Origin of the sequence: Micromonospora sp. NPDC047074 (assembly GCF_040643815.1) — a bacterium.
Taxonomy (GTDB): domain Bacteria; phylum Actinomycetota; class Actinomycetes; order Mycobacteriales; family Micromonosporaceae; genus Micromonospora.
Map to the genome: position 1 here is coordinate 41,768 of NZ_JBEYVB010000023.1, position 17,264 is coordinate 59,031.

Annotated in this window: 20 protein-coding genes; 10 read left to right on the forward strand and 10 right to left on the reverse strand. The window is 72.2% G+C overall.

From position 1 onward, the window contains the following. Positions 1 to 2: 2 nt before the first annotated feature. From ABZ809_RS23455 to ABZ809_RS23465, 3 genes are read left to right on the forward strand one after another with little or no spacing between them, the layout of a single operon-like run. The gene (locus ABZ809_RS23455; protein WP_357564752.1) at positions 3 to 569 is read left to right on the forward strand and encodes a GNAT family N-acetyltransferase; all 567 of its coding nucleotides are present in this window, start codon (positions 3 to 5) and stop codon (positions 567 to 569) included. Beyond that, positions 566 to 2,395 carry an IucA/IucC family siderophore biosynthesis protein gene (locus ABZ809_RS23460; protein ID WP_357564715.1) on the forward strand — a complete coding sequence of 610 codons (1,830 nt, stop codon included), beginning with the start codon at positions 566 to 568 and terminating at the stop codon, positions 2,393 to 2,395. The genes ABZ809_RS23455 and ABZ809_RS23460 overlap by 4 nt, the downstream gene beginning before the upstream one ends. Beyond that, entirely contained in the window at positions 2,392 to 3,888 is a 1,497-nt protein-coding gene (locus ABZ809_RS23465; protein ID WP_357564716.1) for an MFS transporter, read from the forward strand. The genes ABZ809_RS23460 and ABZ809_RS23465 overlap by 4 nt, the downstream gene beginning before the upstream one ends. A 305-nt stretch (positions 3,889 to 4,193) precedes the next feature. On the opposite strand, the gene ABZ809_RS23470 is transcribed toward ABZ809_RS23465, so the two are convergent. The 5 genes from ABZ809_RS23470 to ABZ809_RS23490 all read right to left on the reverse strand — a co-directional run bounded on the left by ABZ809_RS23470 (position 4,194) and on the right by ABZ809_RS23490 (position 7,586). Then, positions 4,194 to 4,598, reverse strand: coding sequence for a hypothetical protein (locus ABZ809_RS23470; protein WP_357564717.1), 405 nt, complete (start codon positions 4,596 to 4,598; stop codon positions 4,194 to 4,196). A 596-nt stretch (positions 4,599 to 5,194) separates the two neighbouring features. Beyond that, the gene (locus ABZ809_RS23475; protein ID WP_357564718.1) at positions 5,195 to 5,755 is read right to left on the reverse strand and encodes an NAD(P)H-dependent oxidoreductase; all 561 of its coding nucleotides are present in this window, start codon (positions 5,753 to 5,755) and stop codon (positions 5,195 to 5,197) included. A gap of 12 nt (positions 5,756 to 5,767) precedes the next feature. Further along, a complete protein-coding gene (locus ABZ809_RS23480; protein ID WP_357564719.1) occupies positions 5,768 to 6,703 on the reverse strand; it encodes an ROK family protein in 936 nt (311 codons plus the stop codon). A gap of 6 nt (positions 6,704 to 6,709) precedes the next feature. Beyond that, entirely contained in the window at positions 6,710 to 7,063 is a 354-nt protein-coding gene (locus ABZ809_RS23485) for a DoxX family protein (RefSeq protein ID WP_357564720.1), read from the reverse strand. A gap of 91 nt (positions 7,064 to 7,154) precedes the next feature. Further along, a complete protein-coding gene (locus ABZ809_RS23490; protein WP_357564721.1) occupies positions 7,155 to 7,586 on the reverse strand; it encodes a type II 3-dehydroquinate dehydratase in 432 nt (143 codons plus the stop codon). A 336-nt stretch (positions 7,587 to 7,922) separates the two neighbouring features. On the opposite strand from ABZ809_RS23490, the gene ABZ809_RS23495 reads away from it, so the two are divergent. The 4 genes from ABZ809_RS23495 to ABZ809_RS23510 are packed head-to-tail and all read left to right on the forward strand — an operon-like array spanning position 7,923 to position 11,765. After that, on the forward strand, positions 7,923 to 9,083 hold the full coding sequence (locus ABZ809_RS23495; protein ID WP_357564722.1) for a DegT/DnrJ/EryC1/StrS family aminotransferase: 1,161 nt from the start codon (positions 7,923 to 7,925) through the stop codon (positions 9,081 to 9,083). Continuing rightward, positions 9,080 to 10,216, forward strand: a complete 1,137-nt coding sequence (locus ABZ809_RS23500; RefSeq protein WP_357564723.1) for a Gfo/Idh/MocA family oxidoreductase — start codon at positions 9,080 to 9,082, stop codon at positions 10,214 to 10,216. Before ABZ809_RS23495 ends, ABZ809_RS23500 begins: the two co-directional genes overlap by 4 nt. A gap of 37 nt (positions 10,217 to 10,253) precedes the next feature. Further along, a complete protein-coding gene (locus tag ABZ809_RS23505) occupies positions 10,254 to 10,949 on the forward strand; it encodes an HAD-IA family hydrolase (protein ID WP_357564724.1) in 696 nt (231 codons plus the stop codon). Between the two features lie 36 nt (positions 10,950 to 10,985). After that, positions 10,986 to 11,765, forward strand: coding sequence for a hypothetical protein (locus ABZ809_RS23510; protein WP_357564725.1), 780 nt, complete (start codon positions 10,986 to 10,988; stop codon positions 11,763 to 11,765). Between the two features lie 42 nt (positions 11,766 to 11,807). On the opposite strand, the gene ABZ809_RS23515 is transcribed toward ABZ809_RS23510, so the two are convergent. After that, complete coding sequence (locus tag ABZ809_RS23515; RefSeq protein ID WP_357564726.1) at positions 11,808 to 12,044, reverse strand: hypothetical protein; 237 nt, start codon at positions 12,042 to 12,044, stop codon at positions 11,808 to 11,810. 37 nt (positions 12,045 to 12,081) lie between these two features. On the opposite strand from ABZ809_RS23515, the gene ABZ809_RS23520 reads away from it, so the two are divergent. Then, entirely contained in the window at positions 12,082 to 12,570 is a 489-nt protein-coding gene (locus ABZ809_RS23520; protein WP_357564727.1) for a hypothetical protein, read from the forward strand. 11 nt (positions 12,571 to 12,581) lie between these two features. Here the strand turns inward: ABZ809_RS23520 and ABZ809_RS23525 are convergent, their stop codons facing one another. Then, a complete protein-coding gene (locus tag ABZ809_RS23525; protein WP_357564728.1) occupies positions 12,582 to 13,166 on the reverse strand; it encodes an NIPSNAP family protein in 585 nt (194 codons plus the stop codon). Further along, positions 13,163 to 13,606, reverse strand: a complete 444-nt coding sequence (locus ABZ809_RS23530; RefSeq protein WP_357564729.1) for an Rrf2 family transcriptional regulator — start codon at positions 13,604 to 13,606, stop codon at positions 13,163 to 13,165. The genes ABZ809_RS23525 and ABZ809_RS23530 overlap by 4 nt, the downstream gene beginning before the upstream one ends. 75 nt (positions 13,607 to 13,681) lie before the next feature. On the opposite strand from ABZ809_RS23530, the gene ABZ809_RS23535 reads away from it, so the two are divergent. After that, on the forward strand, positions 13,682 to 14,359 hold the full coding sequence (locus ABZ809_RS23535; protein ID WP_357564730.1) for a class I SAM-dependent methyltransferase: 678 nt from the start codon (positions 13,682 to 13,684) through the stop codon (positions 14,357 to 14,359). Here ABZ809_RS23535 and ABZ809_RS23540 read toward each other — a convergent pair. Continuing rightward, positions 14,330 to 15,061, reverse strand: a complete 732-nt coding sequence (locus tag ABZ809_RS23540) for an alpha/beta hydrolase (RefSeq protein ID WP_357564731.1) — start codon at positions 15,059 to 15,061, stop codon at positions 14,330 to 14,332. The genes ABZ809_RS23535 and ABZ809_RS23540 overlap by 30 nt on opposite strands. 213 nt (positions 15,062 to 15,274) lie before the next feature. Between ABZ809_RS23540 and ABZ809_RS23545 the strand changes: the two genes are divergently transcribed. Continuing rightward, positions 15,275 to 16,024 (forward strand): DUF4184 family protein, encoded by a 750-nt coding sequence (locus ABZ809_RS23545; protein ID WP_357564732.1) that lies wholly within the window; start codon positions 15,275 to 15,277, stop codon positions 16,022 to 16,024. Here ABZ809_RS23545 and ABZ809_RS23550 read toward each other — a convergent pair. Continuing rightward, positions 16,011 to 16,883: an NAD(P)-dependent oxidoreductase gene (locus ABZ809_RS23550; RefSeq protein WP_357564733.1), complete on the reverse strand. Its 873-nt coding sequence runs from the start codon at positions 16,881 to 16,883 to the stop codon at positions 16,011 to 16,013. The two genes, ABZ809_RS23545 and ABZ809_RS23550, sit on opposite strands and share 14 nt — an antisense overlap. Positions 16,884 to 17,264: the final 381 nt, after the last annotated feature.

Below are 17,264 nucleotides of genomic sequence, written 5' to 3' on the forward strand. Positions count from 1 at the left end.
ACGTGGTCCACCGCCGGCTCGACGACCGGCTCGGCGAGTTCGCCCTGCGTACGCTCGACCCGGACGCCGACGCGGCGCTGCTGCACCGCTGGGTGACCCACCCGAAGGCGGCGTTCTGGCTGATGCAGGACGCCGACGTGGCGCGGGTCGCGCGGGAGTACCGGCAGATCGCCGCGCACCCGCACCACGACGCGTTCCTCGGCCTGCACGAGGGCCGGCCGGCCTTCCTGGCCGAGCGGTACGACCCCGCCCACGTCGAACTCGTCGGCCTCTACGACCGGGCCGACGGCGACGTGGGGATGCACTTCCTCTGCGCGCCCGCCGAGGCGCCGGTGCACGGCTTCACCCGGGCGGTGATCACCACCGTGATGTCCTGGCTCTTCGCCGACCCGGCCACCCGGCGGGTCGTCGTGGAGCCCGACGTGCGCAACACGGCGGTGCACGCGCTCAACGCGGCCGTCGGGTTCACCGTCGTCGGCCCGATCCGCAAGCCGGAGAAGGAAGCGCTGCTCAGCGTCTGCACCCGTGACCAGTTCGCCGCCGCAACCCGAGGAGACGTACCCGCGTGAACCCGCTCGCATCCGTGGCCCACCTGACGCCCGCGAACTGGGCCCACGCCAACCGGCTGCTGGTCCGCAAGGCGCTGGCCGAGTTCGCCCACGAACGCCTGCTCACGCCCGAGCCGCTCGACGCCGACCGGACGGCCCCCGCCGACCAGGCGGCACCGGCGGAGGGGGAGCGGCGCTACCAGGTGCGCGGCGACGACGGCGAGGTCGTCTACCGGTTCACCGCCGGCCTGCTGGCCCTGGACCACTGGCGGATCGACGCCGACAGCATCACCCGCCACCGGGGCGACACCGAGCTGCCGCTGGACGCCCTGGAGTTCTGCCTCGACCTGCGGGGCGCGCTCGGGCTCACCGACCAGATCCTCCCCGTCTACCTGGAGGAGATCAGCTCCACGCTGGCCAGCACCGCGTACAAGCTCGACAAGCCGGCGGTGAGCGCCGCCGACCTCGCCGGCGCGGACTTCCAGACCATCGAGACCCAGATGACCGAGGGCCACCCGGGCTTCGTCGCGAACAACGGCCGCATCGGCTTCGGCATCGACGAATACCTCGGGTACGCCCCGGAGGCCGGCCGCCCGGTGCGGCTGCTCTGGGTGGCCGGGCACCGCGACCGGACGACGTTCACCTGCGCCGCCGACCTGGACTACGACAGCCTGATCCGCGCCGAACTCGGCGACGAGACCCTGGCCGGGTTCGCGGACACCCTGACCGGGCTCGGCCTCGACCCGGCCGACTACCTGTTCATCCCGGTGCACCCGTGGCAGTGGTGGAACAGGATCTCCGTCACGTTCGCCGCCGAGGTGGCGCAGCGCCGGCTGGTCTGCCTCGGCCCCGGCCCCGACGAATACCTCGCCCAGCAGTCCATCCGCACCTTCTTCAACGTCAGCGACCCGTCGCGGCACTACGTGAAGACCGCGCTGTCCGTGCTGAACATGGGCTTCATGCGCGGGCTGTCGGCCGCGTACATGGAGGCGACCCCGGCGATCAACGACTGGCTCGCCGACCTGATCGACGGCGACGACGTGCTCAAGCGCACCGGGCTGACGATCATCCGGGAGCGGGCCGCCGTCGGGTACCGGCACCTGGAGTACGAGGCGGCGACCGACCGGTACTCCCCGTACCGCAAGATGCTGGCGGCGCTGTGGCGGGAGAGCCCGGTGCCCGCGCTGGAGCCGGGCCGGCGGCTGGCCACGATGGCGTCCCTGCTGCACACCGACCGCGAGGGCCGCTCGTTCGCCGCCGCGCTGATCGCGCAGTCGGGGCTGGCGCCGCAGGTGTGGCTGCGCCGCTACCTCGACGCCTATCTCACCCCGCTGCTGCACAGCTTCTACGCCCACGACCTGGCCTTCATGCCGCACGGCGAGAACGTCATCCTCGTCCTGGACGGCGGGACGGTCGAGCGGGCGATCTTCAAGGACATCGCCGAGGAGATCGTGGTGATGGACCCGGCGGCCGACCTGCCCCCGCAGGTCCAGCGGGTCAGGGCCGACGTGCCGGAGGACATGAAGCTGCTGTCCATCTTCACGGACGTCTTCGACTGCTTCCTGCGCTACCTCAGCGCGATCCTCGTCACCGAGGACGTCCTGGACGAGGAGACCTTCTGGCGGACGGTCGCCGAGTGCGCGACCGACTACGCCGACAGCGTCCCGCACCTGGCCGAGCGGCTGCGGCGCTACGACCTGTTCGCCCCGGAGTTCGCGCTGTCCTGCCTGAACCGGCTCCAACTGCGCAACAACCAGCAGATGGTCGACCTCGCCGACCCGTCGGCCGCGCTGCAACTGGTGGGCAGCCTGACCAACCCCCTCGCCCGCTTCGCCCCGGCCCGATGACCGCCACCACGCCCCGGACGCCGGTCGCCGACACCGACGGCCGGGTCCGGGGCCGGTGGCTCATCCTCGGCGTGCTCTGCCTCGCCCAGGTCACCGTGGTGCTCGACAACACCGTGCTGACCGTGGCGATCCCGGTGCTCACCACCGAGCTGAGCGCAAGCACCGCCGACGTCCAGTGGATGATCAACGCGTACGCGCTGGTCCAGTGCGGACTGCTGCTCACCGCGGGCAGCGCCGCCGACCGGTACGGCCGCCGCCGGATGCTGCTCGCCGGCCTCGTGCTGTTCGGGCTCGGGTCGCTGGCCGCCGGGCTGTCCCAGTCCAGCGGCCAGCTCATCGCGGCCCGCGCCGGCATGGGCGTCGGCGGGGCCCTCCTGGTCACCGCCACCCTCGCGGTGGCGATGCAGGTCTTCGACGACACCGAGCGGTCCCGGGCGATCGGCCTCTGGGCAGCGGCGAGCGCCCTGGGGTTCGCGGCCGGGCCGCCGTTCGGCGGGCTCATCCTCGCCCACTTCCCGTGGGGAGCCATCTTCCTGGTCAACGTCCCGATCGTGCTGGTCTGCCTGGCGGCGGCGTGGGCGCTGGTGCCCGAGTCGCGCCAGCCGGCCGGCGGGCGCCTCGACCTGGGCGGGGTGGTGCTCTCCACGGCCGGCCTGACCGGGGTCGTCTACGCGATCATCGCCGGCCCGGAGGAGGGCTGGGACGCCACCCCGGTACTCGGCGCGGCGGTCGCCGGGGTGCTCCTGCTCGCCGCCTTCGTGGCCTGGGAACGGCGGGTCGCCGACCCCATGCTGGACATGCACTTCTTCCGCAACCCCCGCTTCGTGGGCGCGGTCTCCGGGGTCGTCCTGATCACCTTCGGCGCCACCGGCGCGCTGTTCCTGCTCACCCAGCACCTCCAGTTCGTCCGCGGCTACCCGGCCTGGGAGGCGGGGCTGCGGATGATGCCGTTCGCGCTCTCCATCGTCCTGCTCAATCTGGGCGGGATCGCCGCGCGGGTGATCCACCGGCTCGGGCTGGCGTACTCGATCGCGCTCGGCATGACGATGCTCGCCGCAGGTCTCGCCCTGATCACCCACGTCCCGTCGGACGGCTACGGGGTGCTGCTGCCGGGACTGCTCGTGATGGGCGCCGGCTGCGCCCTGGCCAACCCGGCCATCGTGGAGGCGGTGATGAGCGCGATCCCGCCGGAGAAGGCCGGAGCCGGGGCGGGCGTGGACGGCACCATGACGGAGGTCGGCAGCAGCCTCGGCATCGCCGTGCTGGGCGCGATCCTCAACGCCCGGTTCGCCGCCCTGCTGCCCGCCGCCCTGGCCGGCGCCGGATCGTTTCCCGCCGCCCTGGCCGCCGCGCGGTCCGAGGCGGAGCGTGGGGTCGTCTCCGACGCGTTCCGCTCCGCGCTGGAGACCGGCCAGACGGTCGGCGCCGTGGCCGTCTTCGCGGGCGGCTGCGTGGCCGCCGCGCTGCTGCGTCGCGCCGAGCGGGCCGGCTGAGGCCGGGGCCGTCCAAGGTACGTGTCGAAGCCGGTGACCGTCGAGGTCGAGGCAGCGGCGCCGGAGCCACCAGTTAGGCAAGATCGTCAACGTTCGGGCGGCTCTGTCGGCCCCACGCTTGGGTAGCTGTCCCGGCACCACAAATAATTGATCCTGATAGTGGTGTCGGATATGGAATCAGCCGCGCCTGGCTGGGCGCGGCTGATGGTTAGAGGTTTGAGGTGTGACCCGCGTAAAGGTTCAGGCCGTCCGGGCGGGTAAGCCGTTGAGGTTCAGCGGTTCGAGGTCGTCCTCAGAGGTCCGGGTCAACAGCCTTGTCGCCCGCTGCTGATCTCGTAGCGGTAGCCCTGCCAGTCGATGTAGCCGATCGCTGCGACGCAGTAGTTGGCGGTGCCGGTGACCCCACGTGGTCCGGCGTAGTAGGCGTAGTTGCCGGAGTCCGCGCTGGAGCTGGCCGCGACGGTGCACGGCTCTCCCTCGCCGGACTGCTGCGTACACCGGTACGCGCGTACATAGGTCGGTGCGGCCACCCCGTACGCGGCACCCTTGTGGTAGAAGCAGGCGCTGTTCGTACCGCCGTTCGAGGTGTTGTAGAAGATCGTCAGCTCGCCCGGACCATAGGTACGGCTGTAGGTGATGGTCCCGGAGCACGAGACGGCGGCCTGTGCGGGTGACGCAGTGAGGACGACGAGTGCGCCGCCCGCGGTCACGAGGGCCAGGAGGAGTGCGAAAACTGTGCGGATGTGACGCAAGAGAGCTTACTCCCTTCGATGCGGTCGTTCCTCCATAACGGAGATCGACCCAGCGGCGTCCGGATCGCTTGGACCTGGCCAGCCTCTCAGCTACCTCGCCGGCTCATCTACGACAGTCTTCTTAAGGTGCGATAACCACACGTTATCGGTGCAGCTGCGTGGGGGCGTGGATTGCCCCAGCCCTTGTTGAGCGCGGTGTGCGTCCGCTGCGAGGGAAGGCATCCGCGACTTCCGGGCTTCGTCAGTGCCGCAGGGGTCCGTGTTCGCGGAAGATGCCGGCCAGCGCCTGGACGCGCGGGTCGTCGTCGCTGTCGCTGCGCCACACCAGTGCCCAGCGCATGTCCGGGGCGTCCTCGATATGGACGAAGGCAAGGTCGGCGCCACCTTCAGCGGGGGTCTGCTCGACCTGTCGAAGATCGACGGAGGGCAGCGGCTTCCGGCGTCCGGGCTGTGGCCGGTGGGCGCCCGGATCCCAGCCGGCCTACGGCTGCCACCTCCGGCGGCACCCGACGTGTGACCCTGCCGGGCCGCGACCGCCTCGACGCCGGTTGGCGTCAGCCGCGGCGCAGCGTCCGTAGCGCCCCGGCCCAGGCGACCACCTCGTCGAGCATGGTGCCGAGGGCCTGCTCGTGGTGCGCCGCCGGCCGGAAGTCGCGGAAGTTGACGAAGTCGGTCGTCAGGGAGAGCGCGACCTGGGACCGGACGTCGGCGACCCCGAGCTGCCCGAGCACCAGCCGTAGGTGCTCCGCCGCCCGGGTCCCGCCGTGCACGCCGTAGCTGACGAAGCCGGCCGACGCGTGCTGCCACTCCTGGAACAGGAAGTCGATGGCGTCCTTCAGCGCGCCCGGGATCGAGTGGTTGTACTCCGGGGTGACGAAGACGAAACCGTCGAACCCGGCGACGGTCGCCGCCCACCGGCGTACGGCCGGCCGCCTCGACGGCCCCATCGACGGCGGCAGCAACTCGTCGAAGTGCGGCAGGTCGTGGTCGGCGATGTCGACCAGCTCGACCGTGGCGTCGCCCCGCCTGGCGGCGACGCCGTGCACCCAACGGGCCACGGCGTCGGCCTTGCGGCCCGGCCGCGTGCTGCCGACGACGACACCGATCCTGACCATGGTTGATCTCCTCTACGGGGTGGGGGTGGGACGCACGGAAGCCGGCGCGTCGGTCAGGCCACGGGCCAGCTCCACCGCGCCGTGCAGGGACGACAACGCGCCGAGGGCGGCGGCCCGCACCGGTGGCGCCGGCCGCCCGGGCCGACCGGCGGCGCGGGCCCGTTCGGCGACGAGCGGCACGAAGCCCGGCAGCCCGGCGGCGAACCCGCCACCGACGACCGCCAGCGCCGGGTCCAGCAGCTCACCCAGGCTGACCACCGCCGCCGCCAGCGCCCGGCAGCTCGCGTCCACCGCGTCCACCGCCCAGGCCACGCCCTCGTCGAGCCCCGCCCGCAGGTCGTCGAAGCCCACCTCGGCGCCCCGGGCGGCACCCGCCCGGCGCAGGGTGGCCGGGCCGGACGCGATCGACTGGAGGCAGCCGCGCCGGCCGCAGTCGCAGCGTTCGCCGTCGAGGGCGACGATCATGTGTCCGACCTCGGCGGAGGACCGGCCGGGCACCGGCCTGCCGGCCAGCACGACGCCGCCGCCGATCCCGGTGCCGACGCCCAGGTAGACCACGTCGTCCCGGCCGGCGTGCCGGGCCTCCGCCAGCGCGGCGAGGTCACCGTCGTCGGCGACGGCCGTCGCCGCGCCGGGGAAGACGCGGCGCAGCGCGCCGGCGAGATCCAGGCCCGCCCAACCCGGCCGGCCGGGCCACGTGGTGACGATGCCGGCCGGGTCGGTGGTCGCCGGCATCGCCACGCCGACCGCGGCCACCGGACCCCAGGTGTCGCGCAGCCGGTCCACCTCGGCGGCCAGCGCGGCCAGGTCGGCTGCCGGGTCGGCGTCGCGCGGCCAGCGGAACGAACTCTCGTACGCCGGCCGGCCGGCCGCCTCGGCGCGCAGCGCCACCTTCGTGCCGCCGACGTCGACGCCCAGCAGGCCGTCAGCGGGGCGCGGACCGGGCACGGTGACTCAGCCCTGCCGCACGTGCAGGTAGACGAGCGCCACGGCGGCGATGGCGAAGACGGCGGGCGTGAGGATCATCCCGATCGGGTCCTTCGCACGGGCGTGGTAGACCACCGCGCCGACCATCTGCAGGGCGAGACCGATCGCCGCCGCGATGCCCAGTGGGGGCCAGAGCAGCCCGAGCAGCAGGCCGGCGACCGCGGCGAGCTCCAGCACCCCGAGCACGCGGGTGAGCTGCTCCGAGACGCCGAGGTGAGCCATCCGCTCGCGCATCAGCGCCTGCCCGGTGAGCTTCGGGATGGCGGTGGTCACGAAGACCACGGCGAGGGAGAGAGTCAGGACGATGATGGGAATGCGCACGTGATGTCCTTCGGGGAGAGCGGGAACGTGCGGACGACCGTACCGGGGCGGGCCCGGTGCCGCCCGGATCGGACGGCGGTGTCCCGGATCGTCACCGGAGGGTGGCGACGAGGGCGCGGGCGGCCAGCCGGTAGCCCAACGACCCGAGCCCGACGATGACGCCGCTGGCCAGCGGGGCGATGACCGAGTCGTGCCGGAAGCTTTCCCGGGCCCAGACGTTGGACAGGTGTACCTCGATGAAGGGCCGCGGATAGTTGGCCAGCGCGTCCCGCAGGCTCCACCCGGCGATCATCAGCGCGCCCGGGTTGACGATCGCTCCGACGGTGTCGTAGCGGCCCTGGATCGCGCGGATCAGTGCGCCCTCGCAGTCGTGCTGTTCGGCCACGACCCGCCAGCCCCGGGCGGCGACCTCCTCGCCGACCGCCCGTTCGATGTCCGCCAGGGTGTCGGTGCCGTAGATCTCCGGTTCCCGCTGGCCGAGGATGCCCAGGTTCGGGCCGTTCAACAGCAGCACGTCCGACACAACTTCACCTCGCGGGGCGCGGTCCTGTCGCGACAGGACCGATGACTGGTCCTCCGCAGTCTTACTACGCGCCGGCCGTCGGGCGAACCGGCGGCGGCGAGGGAACGGGCGGACTAAGGGGTGCCTAGGGGCTGTTAGGGGCGGTAACCGTACGGCCGGTTCGGTTAGCGTCCTCCCTGCTGAAGCGACGCCGCCGGCTGCACGGGGGCGGCCCCTACCTCGAACCGGCCCTCCCGGCGCACCGGGCGACACCGACCGCGTACCGGCGGTCCCTGGTCGCCCCGCCCGACGGGCCGGCGAAACCCCTGGTCCGCCCGAGTTGGGAAGTGGGATGTCATGAGTGGTCAGCCGACGGTGTCGGAATTCCCCGAGTGGCCGCAGTTCGGCGACGCGGAGCGCGCCGGCCTGATCCGCGCCCTCGAGCAGGGCCAGTGGTGGCGGATGGGCGGCAGCGAGGTCGACTCCTTCGAGGCCGAGTTCGGGGCGTACCACGGCACGCCGCACGCGCTCGCCGTGACCAACGGCACGCACGCGCTGGAGGTGGCCCTGGAGGTGCTCGGCGTCGGGCCGGGCACCGAGGTCATCGTGCCGGCCTTCACGTTCATCTCGTCGTCGCTGGCCGCCCAGCGCCTCGGTGCGGTCGCCGTTCCGGTCGACGTCGACCTGGACACCTACTGCGTCGACCCGGCCGCCGTCGCTGCCGCGATCACGCCGCGGACCAAAGTGATCATGCCGGTGCACATGGCCGGCCAGTTCGCCGACATGGACGCGCTGGACAAGATCGCCGCCGACGCCGGGGTGGCGCTGCTCCAGGACGCCGCGCACGCCCACGGCGCGCAGTGGCAGGGCAAGCGGGCCGGCGCGCTCGGCTCGGTGGCCGCGTTCAGCTTCCAGAACGGCAAGCTGATGACCGCCGGTGAGGGCGGGGCGGTGCTCTTCCCCGACGAGGAACTGCGTGAGCGGGCGTTCCTGGTGCACAGCTGCGGCCGGCCCCGCACCGACCGGGACTACCTGCACGGCACCACCGGCTCGAACTACCGGATGGGCGAGTTCACCGCCGCCGTGCTCCGGGCCCAGCTGACCCGCCTCGACGAGCAGATCGCGGTGCGCGAGCAGCGCTGGCCGCTGCTGTCCAGCCTGCTCGCCGAGATCCCCGGCGTCGTGCCGCAGTCCACCGACCCGCGTACCGACCGCAACCCGCACTACATGGCGATGTTCCGCGTCCCCGGCATGGACATCGCGCGGCGCCGCCAGGTCGTGGACGCCCTCATCGCCAGGGGCGTGCCCGCGTTCGTCGCGTTCCGCGCGATCTACCGCTGCGAGGGCTTCTGGAAGGCCGGCGCGCCCGACGAGTCGGTCGAGGCGGTCGCCGCCCGGTGCCCGAACACCGAGCTGATCCACTCCGACTGCATCTGGCTGCACCACCGCACGCTGCTCGGCACCGAGCAGCAGATGCACGACATCGCCGCCGTGCTCGCCGACGTCCTCGCCGGATGACCGGCCTGCCCCCGGCCGCCGCGACCGACCGCCCGGTGCGGGTCGCGGTGGCCGGCCTCGGCTGGGCCGGGCGGGAGATCTGGCTGCCCCGACTCGCCGCGCACCCCGGCTACGCGGTCACCGCCGTGGTCGATCCGGCCGCCGGCGTACGCGAGAAGGTCCGCGACACCCACGGCATCCCCGCCGGGTACGCCGACGTCGACGAGCTGCCGGCCGGGTCGGTCGACCTCGTGGTGGTGGCCGTACCGAACCACCTGCACGCCACCGTCGCCGCCCGGCTGCTGCGCCGGGGCGTACCGGTGTTCCTGGAGAAGCCGGTCTGCCTGACCTCCGCCGAGGCGACCCTGCTGGCCGACGCGGAACGCGACGGCGGGGCGGTGCTGCTCGCCGGCAGCGCCGCCCGCTACCGGGCCGACGTGCGGGCCCTCGCGGCGGCGGCGGCAGAGCTGGGCCCGATCCGGCACGTCGACGTGGCCTGGGTCCGCGCGCGCGGCGTGCCCGACGCGGGCGGCTGGTTCACCCGCCGCGACCTCTCCGGCGGCGGCGCACTGGTGGACCTCGGCTGGCACCTGCTCGACACCGTGCTGCCGCTGCTCGGCCCGACGACCCGGGTCGTGCACGCCATCGGCAGCGTCTCCGACGACTTCGTCAACGACGGCGCCGCCAACGCCGCCTGGCGCGGCGACACCGGCGCGGGTGACCGCGCCCCCGGCGACGTCGAGGACACCGCCCGGGGCTTCCTGCTCACCGCCGACGGCGCCTCGGTCGCACTGCACGCCTGCTGGGCCTCGCACGAGTCGCTCGACCGCACCACCGTCACCGTGCACGGCGCGGCCGGATCGGCGACGCTGCGCTGCACCTTCGGCTTCAGCCCCAACCGGGAGCCCACGCCGGTGCTGACCCGTACCCGCGACGGGGAGAGCGTCCGGCTGCCGCTGCCCGAGGAGCCGATCGGCACCGAGTACGGCCGCCAGCTCGACGAACTGCCCGGGCTGCTCGCCGACCCCGCCTCCCGGGGCGCGGCCGTGGCCGAGGCACGCCGGACCATCGACGTCATCGAACGGATCTACCACTCCGCCCGGCCCACCGAGCCGGCGCGGGAGCACGCCCTGGCAGGCCATCGCGACCGGTGAGAACCACCGTCGACCCTCCTCGCTTCCGGGAGCAGCCATGAGCCACCCACCGTCCACCGTCGAGGTGATCCCGCAGCCGCCGACACGCGGGCCGATCCGTGCGGTCGTGTTCGACCTCGACGGCGTCATCGTCGACAGCTCGGCCGTCATGCGGGAGGCGTTCAGCATCGCGTACGCCGAGGTGGTCGGGAGCGGGCCGGCGCCGTTCGAGGAGTACAACCGGCACATGGGCCGGTACTTCCCGGACATCATGCGGCTGATGGGCCTGCCGCTGGAGATGGAGGCCCCGTTCGTCCGGGAGAGCTACCGGATGGCGCACCTGGTGCCGCTGTTCCCCGGCGTACGCGAGACCCTGGAGACCCTGCACGCGCGGGGCATCCGGATGGCGGTCGCCACCGGCAAGGCCGGCCCCCGGGCCCGTTCGCTGCTCGACCAGCTCGGCGTGCTGGGCCTGTTCGGCCAGGTGATCGGCTCCGACGAGGTGGCGCGTCCCAAGCCGGCCCCGGACATCGTGCTCCAGGCGCTGGGCCACCTCGACGTGCCGCCGCACCAGGCCATGATGGTGGGCGACGCGGTGATCGACCTGCTCAGCGGCCGGGACGCCGGGGCGACCTCGGTCGCCACCACCTGGCACGGCGGGGACATCGCCGCGCTGCTCGCCGCCGGCCCCGACCTGGTCGTGCACGCCCCGACGGAGCTTCTCGCGCACTGCCCGGCAGCCCTCGTCCACTGAATCCGGGCTGTTGCCCACTCCGCCTACGCTGCGGCCGTGCAGCGTATCGGTGCTCGTCGGTGGATGAACCCGCTCGGGGCGACGTACCTGGCGGTGTTCACCGTCGTCGGGGCGGTCGGCGCCCTGGCGGGGACGACCTGGATCCGGGCCGACAGCGCGGTCATGCCCGGCACCCTGCTGTGGTGTGTCGCGATGGCGCTGGCGGTGCTGGTGACCTGGCCCGCGGAACCGCCCCGCATGGGCCTGCTGTGCGCGGCCTGGGTGGTCGGTGCCATCCTCATGTTCGTGGCCTCCGAGGGCCTGTGGTCGGTGGTGCTCACGCAGCGCGGCGAACGGGTCGACGCCACAGTCACCGCCCTGCGCCAGGGCCAGGAAGACAGTCGTCATCTCTACTACACCCTCGCCGATCCGGATGGTCGGCGAATTCCCGGAGAGCTGGGGCAGTGGCCCGGGGCCAGGATCGGCGCCTCGGACAACCCGGAAGGCGACGTGGGGCACGGGGTCACGGTGGTGCGGGATCCCGAGGGCCTGGTCGACCCACGCCTGCCCGAGGAGCTCACCGACGCCGGCGGATTGTGGGTCATCGTCCCCGTCGTCTTCGTCGTCCTCGCCGTGTTCTGCATGCTGGCCGGGCGGCCCGTCGTCCACCCTGCCCGAAAGACGTCCGCACGTCGACGGCGGCGACCGGCCAAGCGTTCCGCCGCCAGGGCCGGCGCCCTCCCGGGGCGGAAGCGCGCCCGGGGCAAGTCCGCCAGACGCTCGTCCGGCACCCGGCGCGGGGCCGCCTCGCCGCGCCGAGCCCTACCTGACCCCTGAACCAGGGGATCGGTGGCGGTCGTGGCACCCGGGCGGCACGACTCAGTCGCCGCCGCCGCAACCGCCCCCGCAACCACTCGAGCCGCCGTGTCCGCCTGCGCCCGTGCCCCACTTGTCCTTACCGCTCTGGCTGCTGTTGTCGGTGGCGAGGTGGAACATCAACCAGAGCCCGCCACCGGCCAGGCCCAGGCACAGCACCGTTTTCATGTAGTCCTCCCCGCCGACGAGTCCGCTGAGGAGGAGGACACTGAACCAGATCAGCAAGGCTTTCTTCACCATCATTACAGTGAAGCCTGTTGATGCCCGGGAGGTGAGGATGGCACTGCTGCGTCGCAGGATCCGCATCGACCGCGTGGCCCGGGCCGTCGAGAGCCTGGAACTGCCCGACGCCGTCTTCAGGACGTGCCCCTACCAGCCCCGCGCACTGGTCGAGGCCGGCCTGCGGCAGTGGCTGCGCTGCTGCGGCGCGGCGCTGCGCGACAACCGGATCATCGGCATGCCCTCGTACGCCGTCGACGAGGCATGGCACGGCTTCATCCTGTGCACCGCGCGGTACGCGGCGTTCTGCGCGGCGGCGTACGGCCGCTACCTGCACCACCACCCGGAGGGCGGCGGCCTGCCGGGCGCGGCTGCCCGCGCGGGGTCGATGCGCGACCAGTTGGGCCGTACCGTCGTCGCCTGGTCGATGGTGGCCCGGCCGGGCGAGCGGTGCGTGCTGTGGGACCTGGACGCGCAGGTCGGCGTAGCCGAGCCGTGGGGCATCCCGGCCGCACGGGTCGCCGAGATCGAGGCGCGGACCCGGTAGTGCCTTGTCTGTCAGTGCAGGCTGGAGCGGCGGGTGGGGCGCAGGCGGAGGGTCTCGGTCTTCACCACCTCCGCCGGGACGTCCGCCTGTAGAGGTGACCGGGTGAGCCAGACCAGCGCGTGCTCTCCCTCCCGGACCGGCAACCGGGGGAAGTCGTTGGCGGCGTACTCGGTCCTCAGCACACCGTGCGCATCGTCCGGGATCTGGGTGGGGTCGGCGAAGGGCCCGGCCCAGTACCAGATGGTCGCGTGCAGGACCGCTTCGGGATCAGCGGCGCCGCGCTCGAACACCGGCACCGCGACGATCTCGCGGAGCAGCAGGACGTCGTCCGAGTCGAGCATCGTCGCGTTCGCCGCTGGACCGTGCTTCGCCCACACCGGGCCGGAGTAGAAGGCCGTCAGGCCGGTCCGGCGCGACGGCATGTCGGTGAATCCGCGCAGCCACACGAACTGGTCGGCACGGTCGAGGTCGCGGAACTGGCCCAGCACGGCCATTCCCAGTTCCTCCTGGGTCTCGACGAACTCGCGGTCGAACAAGTCGATCAGCTCGTCACGGCGCCCCTTCCGCAGGGTGTAACGGCGCAGCTCGACGATCATGCCAGGATCCTCTCCAGGACGTCGGTGACGGTCCGGCGTGCCAGCGCCGCCCGAAACGCGTCAGTCGCTTCGTCGTACAGGTCGGTGAGCACCGGACGGATCCCGCGTCCGACCGGGCACTCCAGGTTCGGCTCCGAGTAATGCAGGGCGAGGAGCGGCTCGGGCGAGACGGCGAGCCAGACGTCCAACAACGTGATCTCTGCTGCCGGCCGCCCGAGGGAGAAGCCGGCGCCGTTGCCGCGGCGCGCCGTCACCAGGCCGGCCCGCTGCAGGTCACCGAGGCTGCGCCGGACGACGACCGCGTTCGTGTTGACGCTGGCCGCCACCTCTTCGGAGGTGAGCACCTCCCGACCGCGCCGCCTGGCCAGTTCCAGCCACGCCAAGGCGTGGGCCGCGATCGTCACCCTGCTGTTGGCCGCCACTCCGGCAGTCTCGCTCACCGGCGCAGCGAAAGCAACCATAATTGTTACTTTTGGCCGTCTCCGCTGTGCAGTAGGTGTCGGTATGGTCGCGCGGTGGACTTCACACAGGTTCGGGACGCGTACACCTCGGTCGCAGCCCTCTACATCGAGCTGTTCGGTACGAAAGAGCAGGTGCACCCCGACGACCTCGCCTTCATCGGGCGACACCTGGCGATTTGGCCTGGCGACGTGCTCGATCTGGGCTGCGGTCCCGGCCACATCACCGACTACCTCCGGTCACTCGGCGTCGAGGCCACGGGGATCGACCTGGTTCCCGAGTTCATCGCTCACGCGAAGGCCACCCATCCGGACGGTAGGTACCAACTCGGGTCGTTGCGGAGCCTCGACGTCGAGAACCACTCCGTCGCCGGCATCCTGGCCTGGTTCTCGCTGATCCACCTGCCGCCGCAGGACGTCGACGACGTGCTGGCCGGGTTCCGGCGAGTGCTGGCACCGGCCGGCGCGCTGGTGGTCGGTTTCTTCGAAGGCGACGATGTCGCTGCCTTCGACCACAAGGTCGCGACGGCCTACCGCTGGCCCGTCGACGAGTTCTCGGCGCGGTTGGCGCGGGCCGGCTTCACGGAGGTCGAGCGCCTGCACCGGCCCGGCGACGGCACCCACCGGTCGTACGCCGCGATCGCGGCGAACGCGCCGATCGGGAACGGATCCCGACCGGCGCGTAGCGGACCGCAGGCGGTGGTGTCAGCCGAGGTGCCGGGCGAAGAACCGTAGCGTGTTGTCCAGTTCGAATGCCGGGATCTCCCCGTGCCTGCCGGGGTTGGCGTGCAGGGTCTTCTCGGCCGAGGCCAATGCGTCGAACAGCGCCAGGCCCTGGGCTCGCGGCACCCGCTCGTCGTCCCACTGCAGCAGGAACTCCACCGGGACGGTGATCCGCGCGGCGACCTCCGCCGATGCCAGCGCCCCGCCCAGACCGAGCACCGCCGCGTGGACCCGGGGTTCGGCGGCGACGAACGGCACGCCGAGCCCGCAACCCAACGACACACCCCAATAGCCCACCGGGCCGGCGCCGACGTACTCAAGGTCCTGGACCGTGTCCAGGACCGTCCGCCATTCCGGGACGGTCTGGCGGGCCACGAGCGCCTGGAAACCGGCGATCAGCGGAGCCAACTCCTCTCCGGCAGCCACGCGAGCCTGGTTCTCGGTCGCGATCCGGTCGTACTCCTCGTCCTTCGGCCGGTCGCCATGGCCGGGCACGTCCACCGCCGCCACGGCGAAACCACACTCGGCCACGAGGCGGCGCGCCCGGGCCACGATGCCGGGGGCCTTCTTGTGCTGGCCGCCGCCGTGTCCCATCAGGATCAGGGGACGAGGGCCGGCGGCACCTTCCGGCGTCCACAGCACGCCGGGAACGTCACCGAGGATGAACAGCTGTTCGAGAATGCCGTCGGACGACGTCTCAGAGGTGAAGCGCATAGTGTTCTGAGCCTTTCGGGATGCCTCTTCGGGCGCTCCCTAGGCCATGCGAGGGAGGGAGCCCCGACCTGTCACAGCGTTGATCGGTCTCACCTCCTCAGCTCGCAGTAGCGCACAGCGACGGCGAACGTACCACGAAGGACTCGGCTGCGTCTGCGCACGCATGTCGCCCCGACAGCGCCTCGGCTGCCCGCTGAATGTAAAGATGCGCCGATGCCACTCACCTTTCCGTCGCACCCAGGTGGGGTACTCCCGCTCAAGCTCTGGCGACCTCGATGGTTCGACGGTGTCGCGTTGACTACCGGGGCGGTCGCACCCGACATCAGGTACGCGTTCCTCGGCATCGGCCCGGAGTGGCAGAGTCACACCCTCACCGCGCTGCTGTGGTGGTGTCTGCCGGTGGCGCTGCTCGGTGCGTGGGTCGTCCGCGCCACCGTCGCGACCCTCGCCGCTCACCTACCCCACCTCGGTTCGCTCGCGCTGCGCGACTACGGGGTGCTCGCCACGGTGCGCCATCCCTGGCAGATCACCGCCGGATCGGCGCTGCTCGGCGCGGCCAGTCACCTCGCTTGGGATCACCTCACCCACACCGTGGGGTGGCTGCGCGTCGTGTTCGGCATCGACTGGGACCGCGTCAGCGACGTCGCCTGGTGGACCGTGTCCGACATTCCCAGCAGCCTCGCAGGCGCCCTGGTCACGCTCGGCGTCGCCGTTCTGGTCGGCCGCCGCCGGCTCCTTCGCGCCTGGCACGGCGAACCACCGCCGGTCGCCACCCGCCCGAGGGTGTTCTGGCCCATCGCCGGGGCCGCTGCCACCATCGGGTACGCCCTGGCCCTGCTGCTGCCAGCCAACGATCTGCCATGGGCGACTGCGGTACGTGTGCTGTGTTCCACGGCTGTGGCGCTGCTTGTCGCCGCCGCAGCCGTGCAAGCGATGAACGCCAGGACCGTCAGCCGTGTCTGATGCTCTCGATGATCCGGGCGAAGCCCTCCTTCCCGTGGCCCGCGTCGATCTGGCGTCGCAGGAGGCGCTGGACCATGTCGACGACCTCGGTGCTGACGCCCTGGGCGGCGCTGGCGTCCAGGATGTCGCCGAGATCCGAGAACTCCAGGCTCTGCTGTCCCGCGCCGGTGTAGTCGCCGCTGTCGATGACCTCGGCGTACTCGTGGAAGGCGCCGGTCATGGCGGTCAGCCAGGGCGTGGCCATGGTGGCGAACCTGCCTGCCGTCACGCCGGCCGGCGCGACCATGGCGGCGCCGTGCAGGAAGCCGGCGAACATGACGTACATGCCCGCGAGCAGGGCGAGGTCGTACAGGGACGCCAGCCCGGGCTCCTCGCCGAGGTACGCGCTGGTTCCCCACCGGTCAAGCAGGGGCTGGTGCTGCTGGAAGGCGTCGGCCGAACCGCTGTAGAGGATCGACGCCCCGGGCTGGCCGACCATGTCCGGTACGGCCATGATGCCGCCGTCCAGGTACGTGACGCCCGCCTCGGCGGCCCAGGACGCCAGCTCGCGCGACTGCTCCGGTGACGTCGTGGTCACGTTGACCAGGGTCCGTCCGGCCAGGTCGCCGGCGAGAGGGTCGAGCACCTCGTGGACCGACGCGTGATCCAGCAGGCACGCGATCACCAGCCGGCTGGCCCGGACGGCGTCGCCCGCCGTGGCGGCAACGTGTGCGCCCTGCGCGGCGAGGGCGTCCGCCCTGCCCGCCGAGCGGTTCCAGACAGTCGTCTCGTGGCCGGCCGTCACCAGAGCGGCGGCGAGAGCGCTGCCCATCGCGCCCAACCCGAGAACGCTCACGTGGAAGCTGTCGTTGGTGGTCATGTGGCGGTCCTCTCCAGGGTGGCTCGTGGTACGAAAGGATCCTCGCCACCGCCGGATAGAGTGCGCCAGTACCGACTATTTAGTCAGGTACTTACCTTTCGGTAAGTGTGGCGAGGGGAGGCAGGTTGGCGTCGTCGGCGCGACGTGGCCCCCACGTCTGCGGCATCGATGCCGCGATGGACGTGGTACGGCATCTCCCTCAACGCCGCGCTGGCGTCGTTGGGAAGTGGGGCGCCGAGCGGATCCGGCGGATCGGCGCCGATCGCGTCCCGGTCGGCCCGACCTGACGCTTGACCGCGTCGGCCCCGGCATCGACCGAGTCATGTGCTCCAACACGCGGAGCCGCGACATCGCCTGACGCTTCTTCCCCGCATGAGTCGT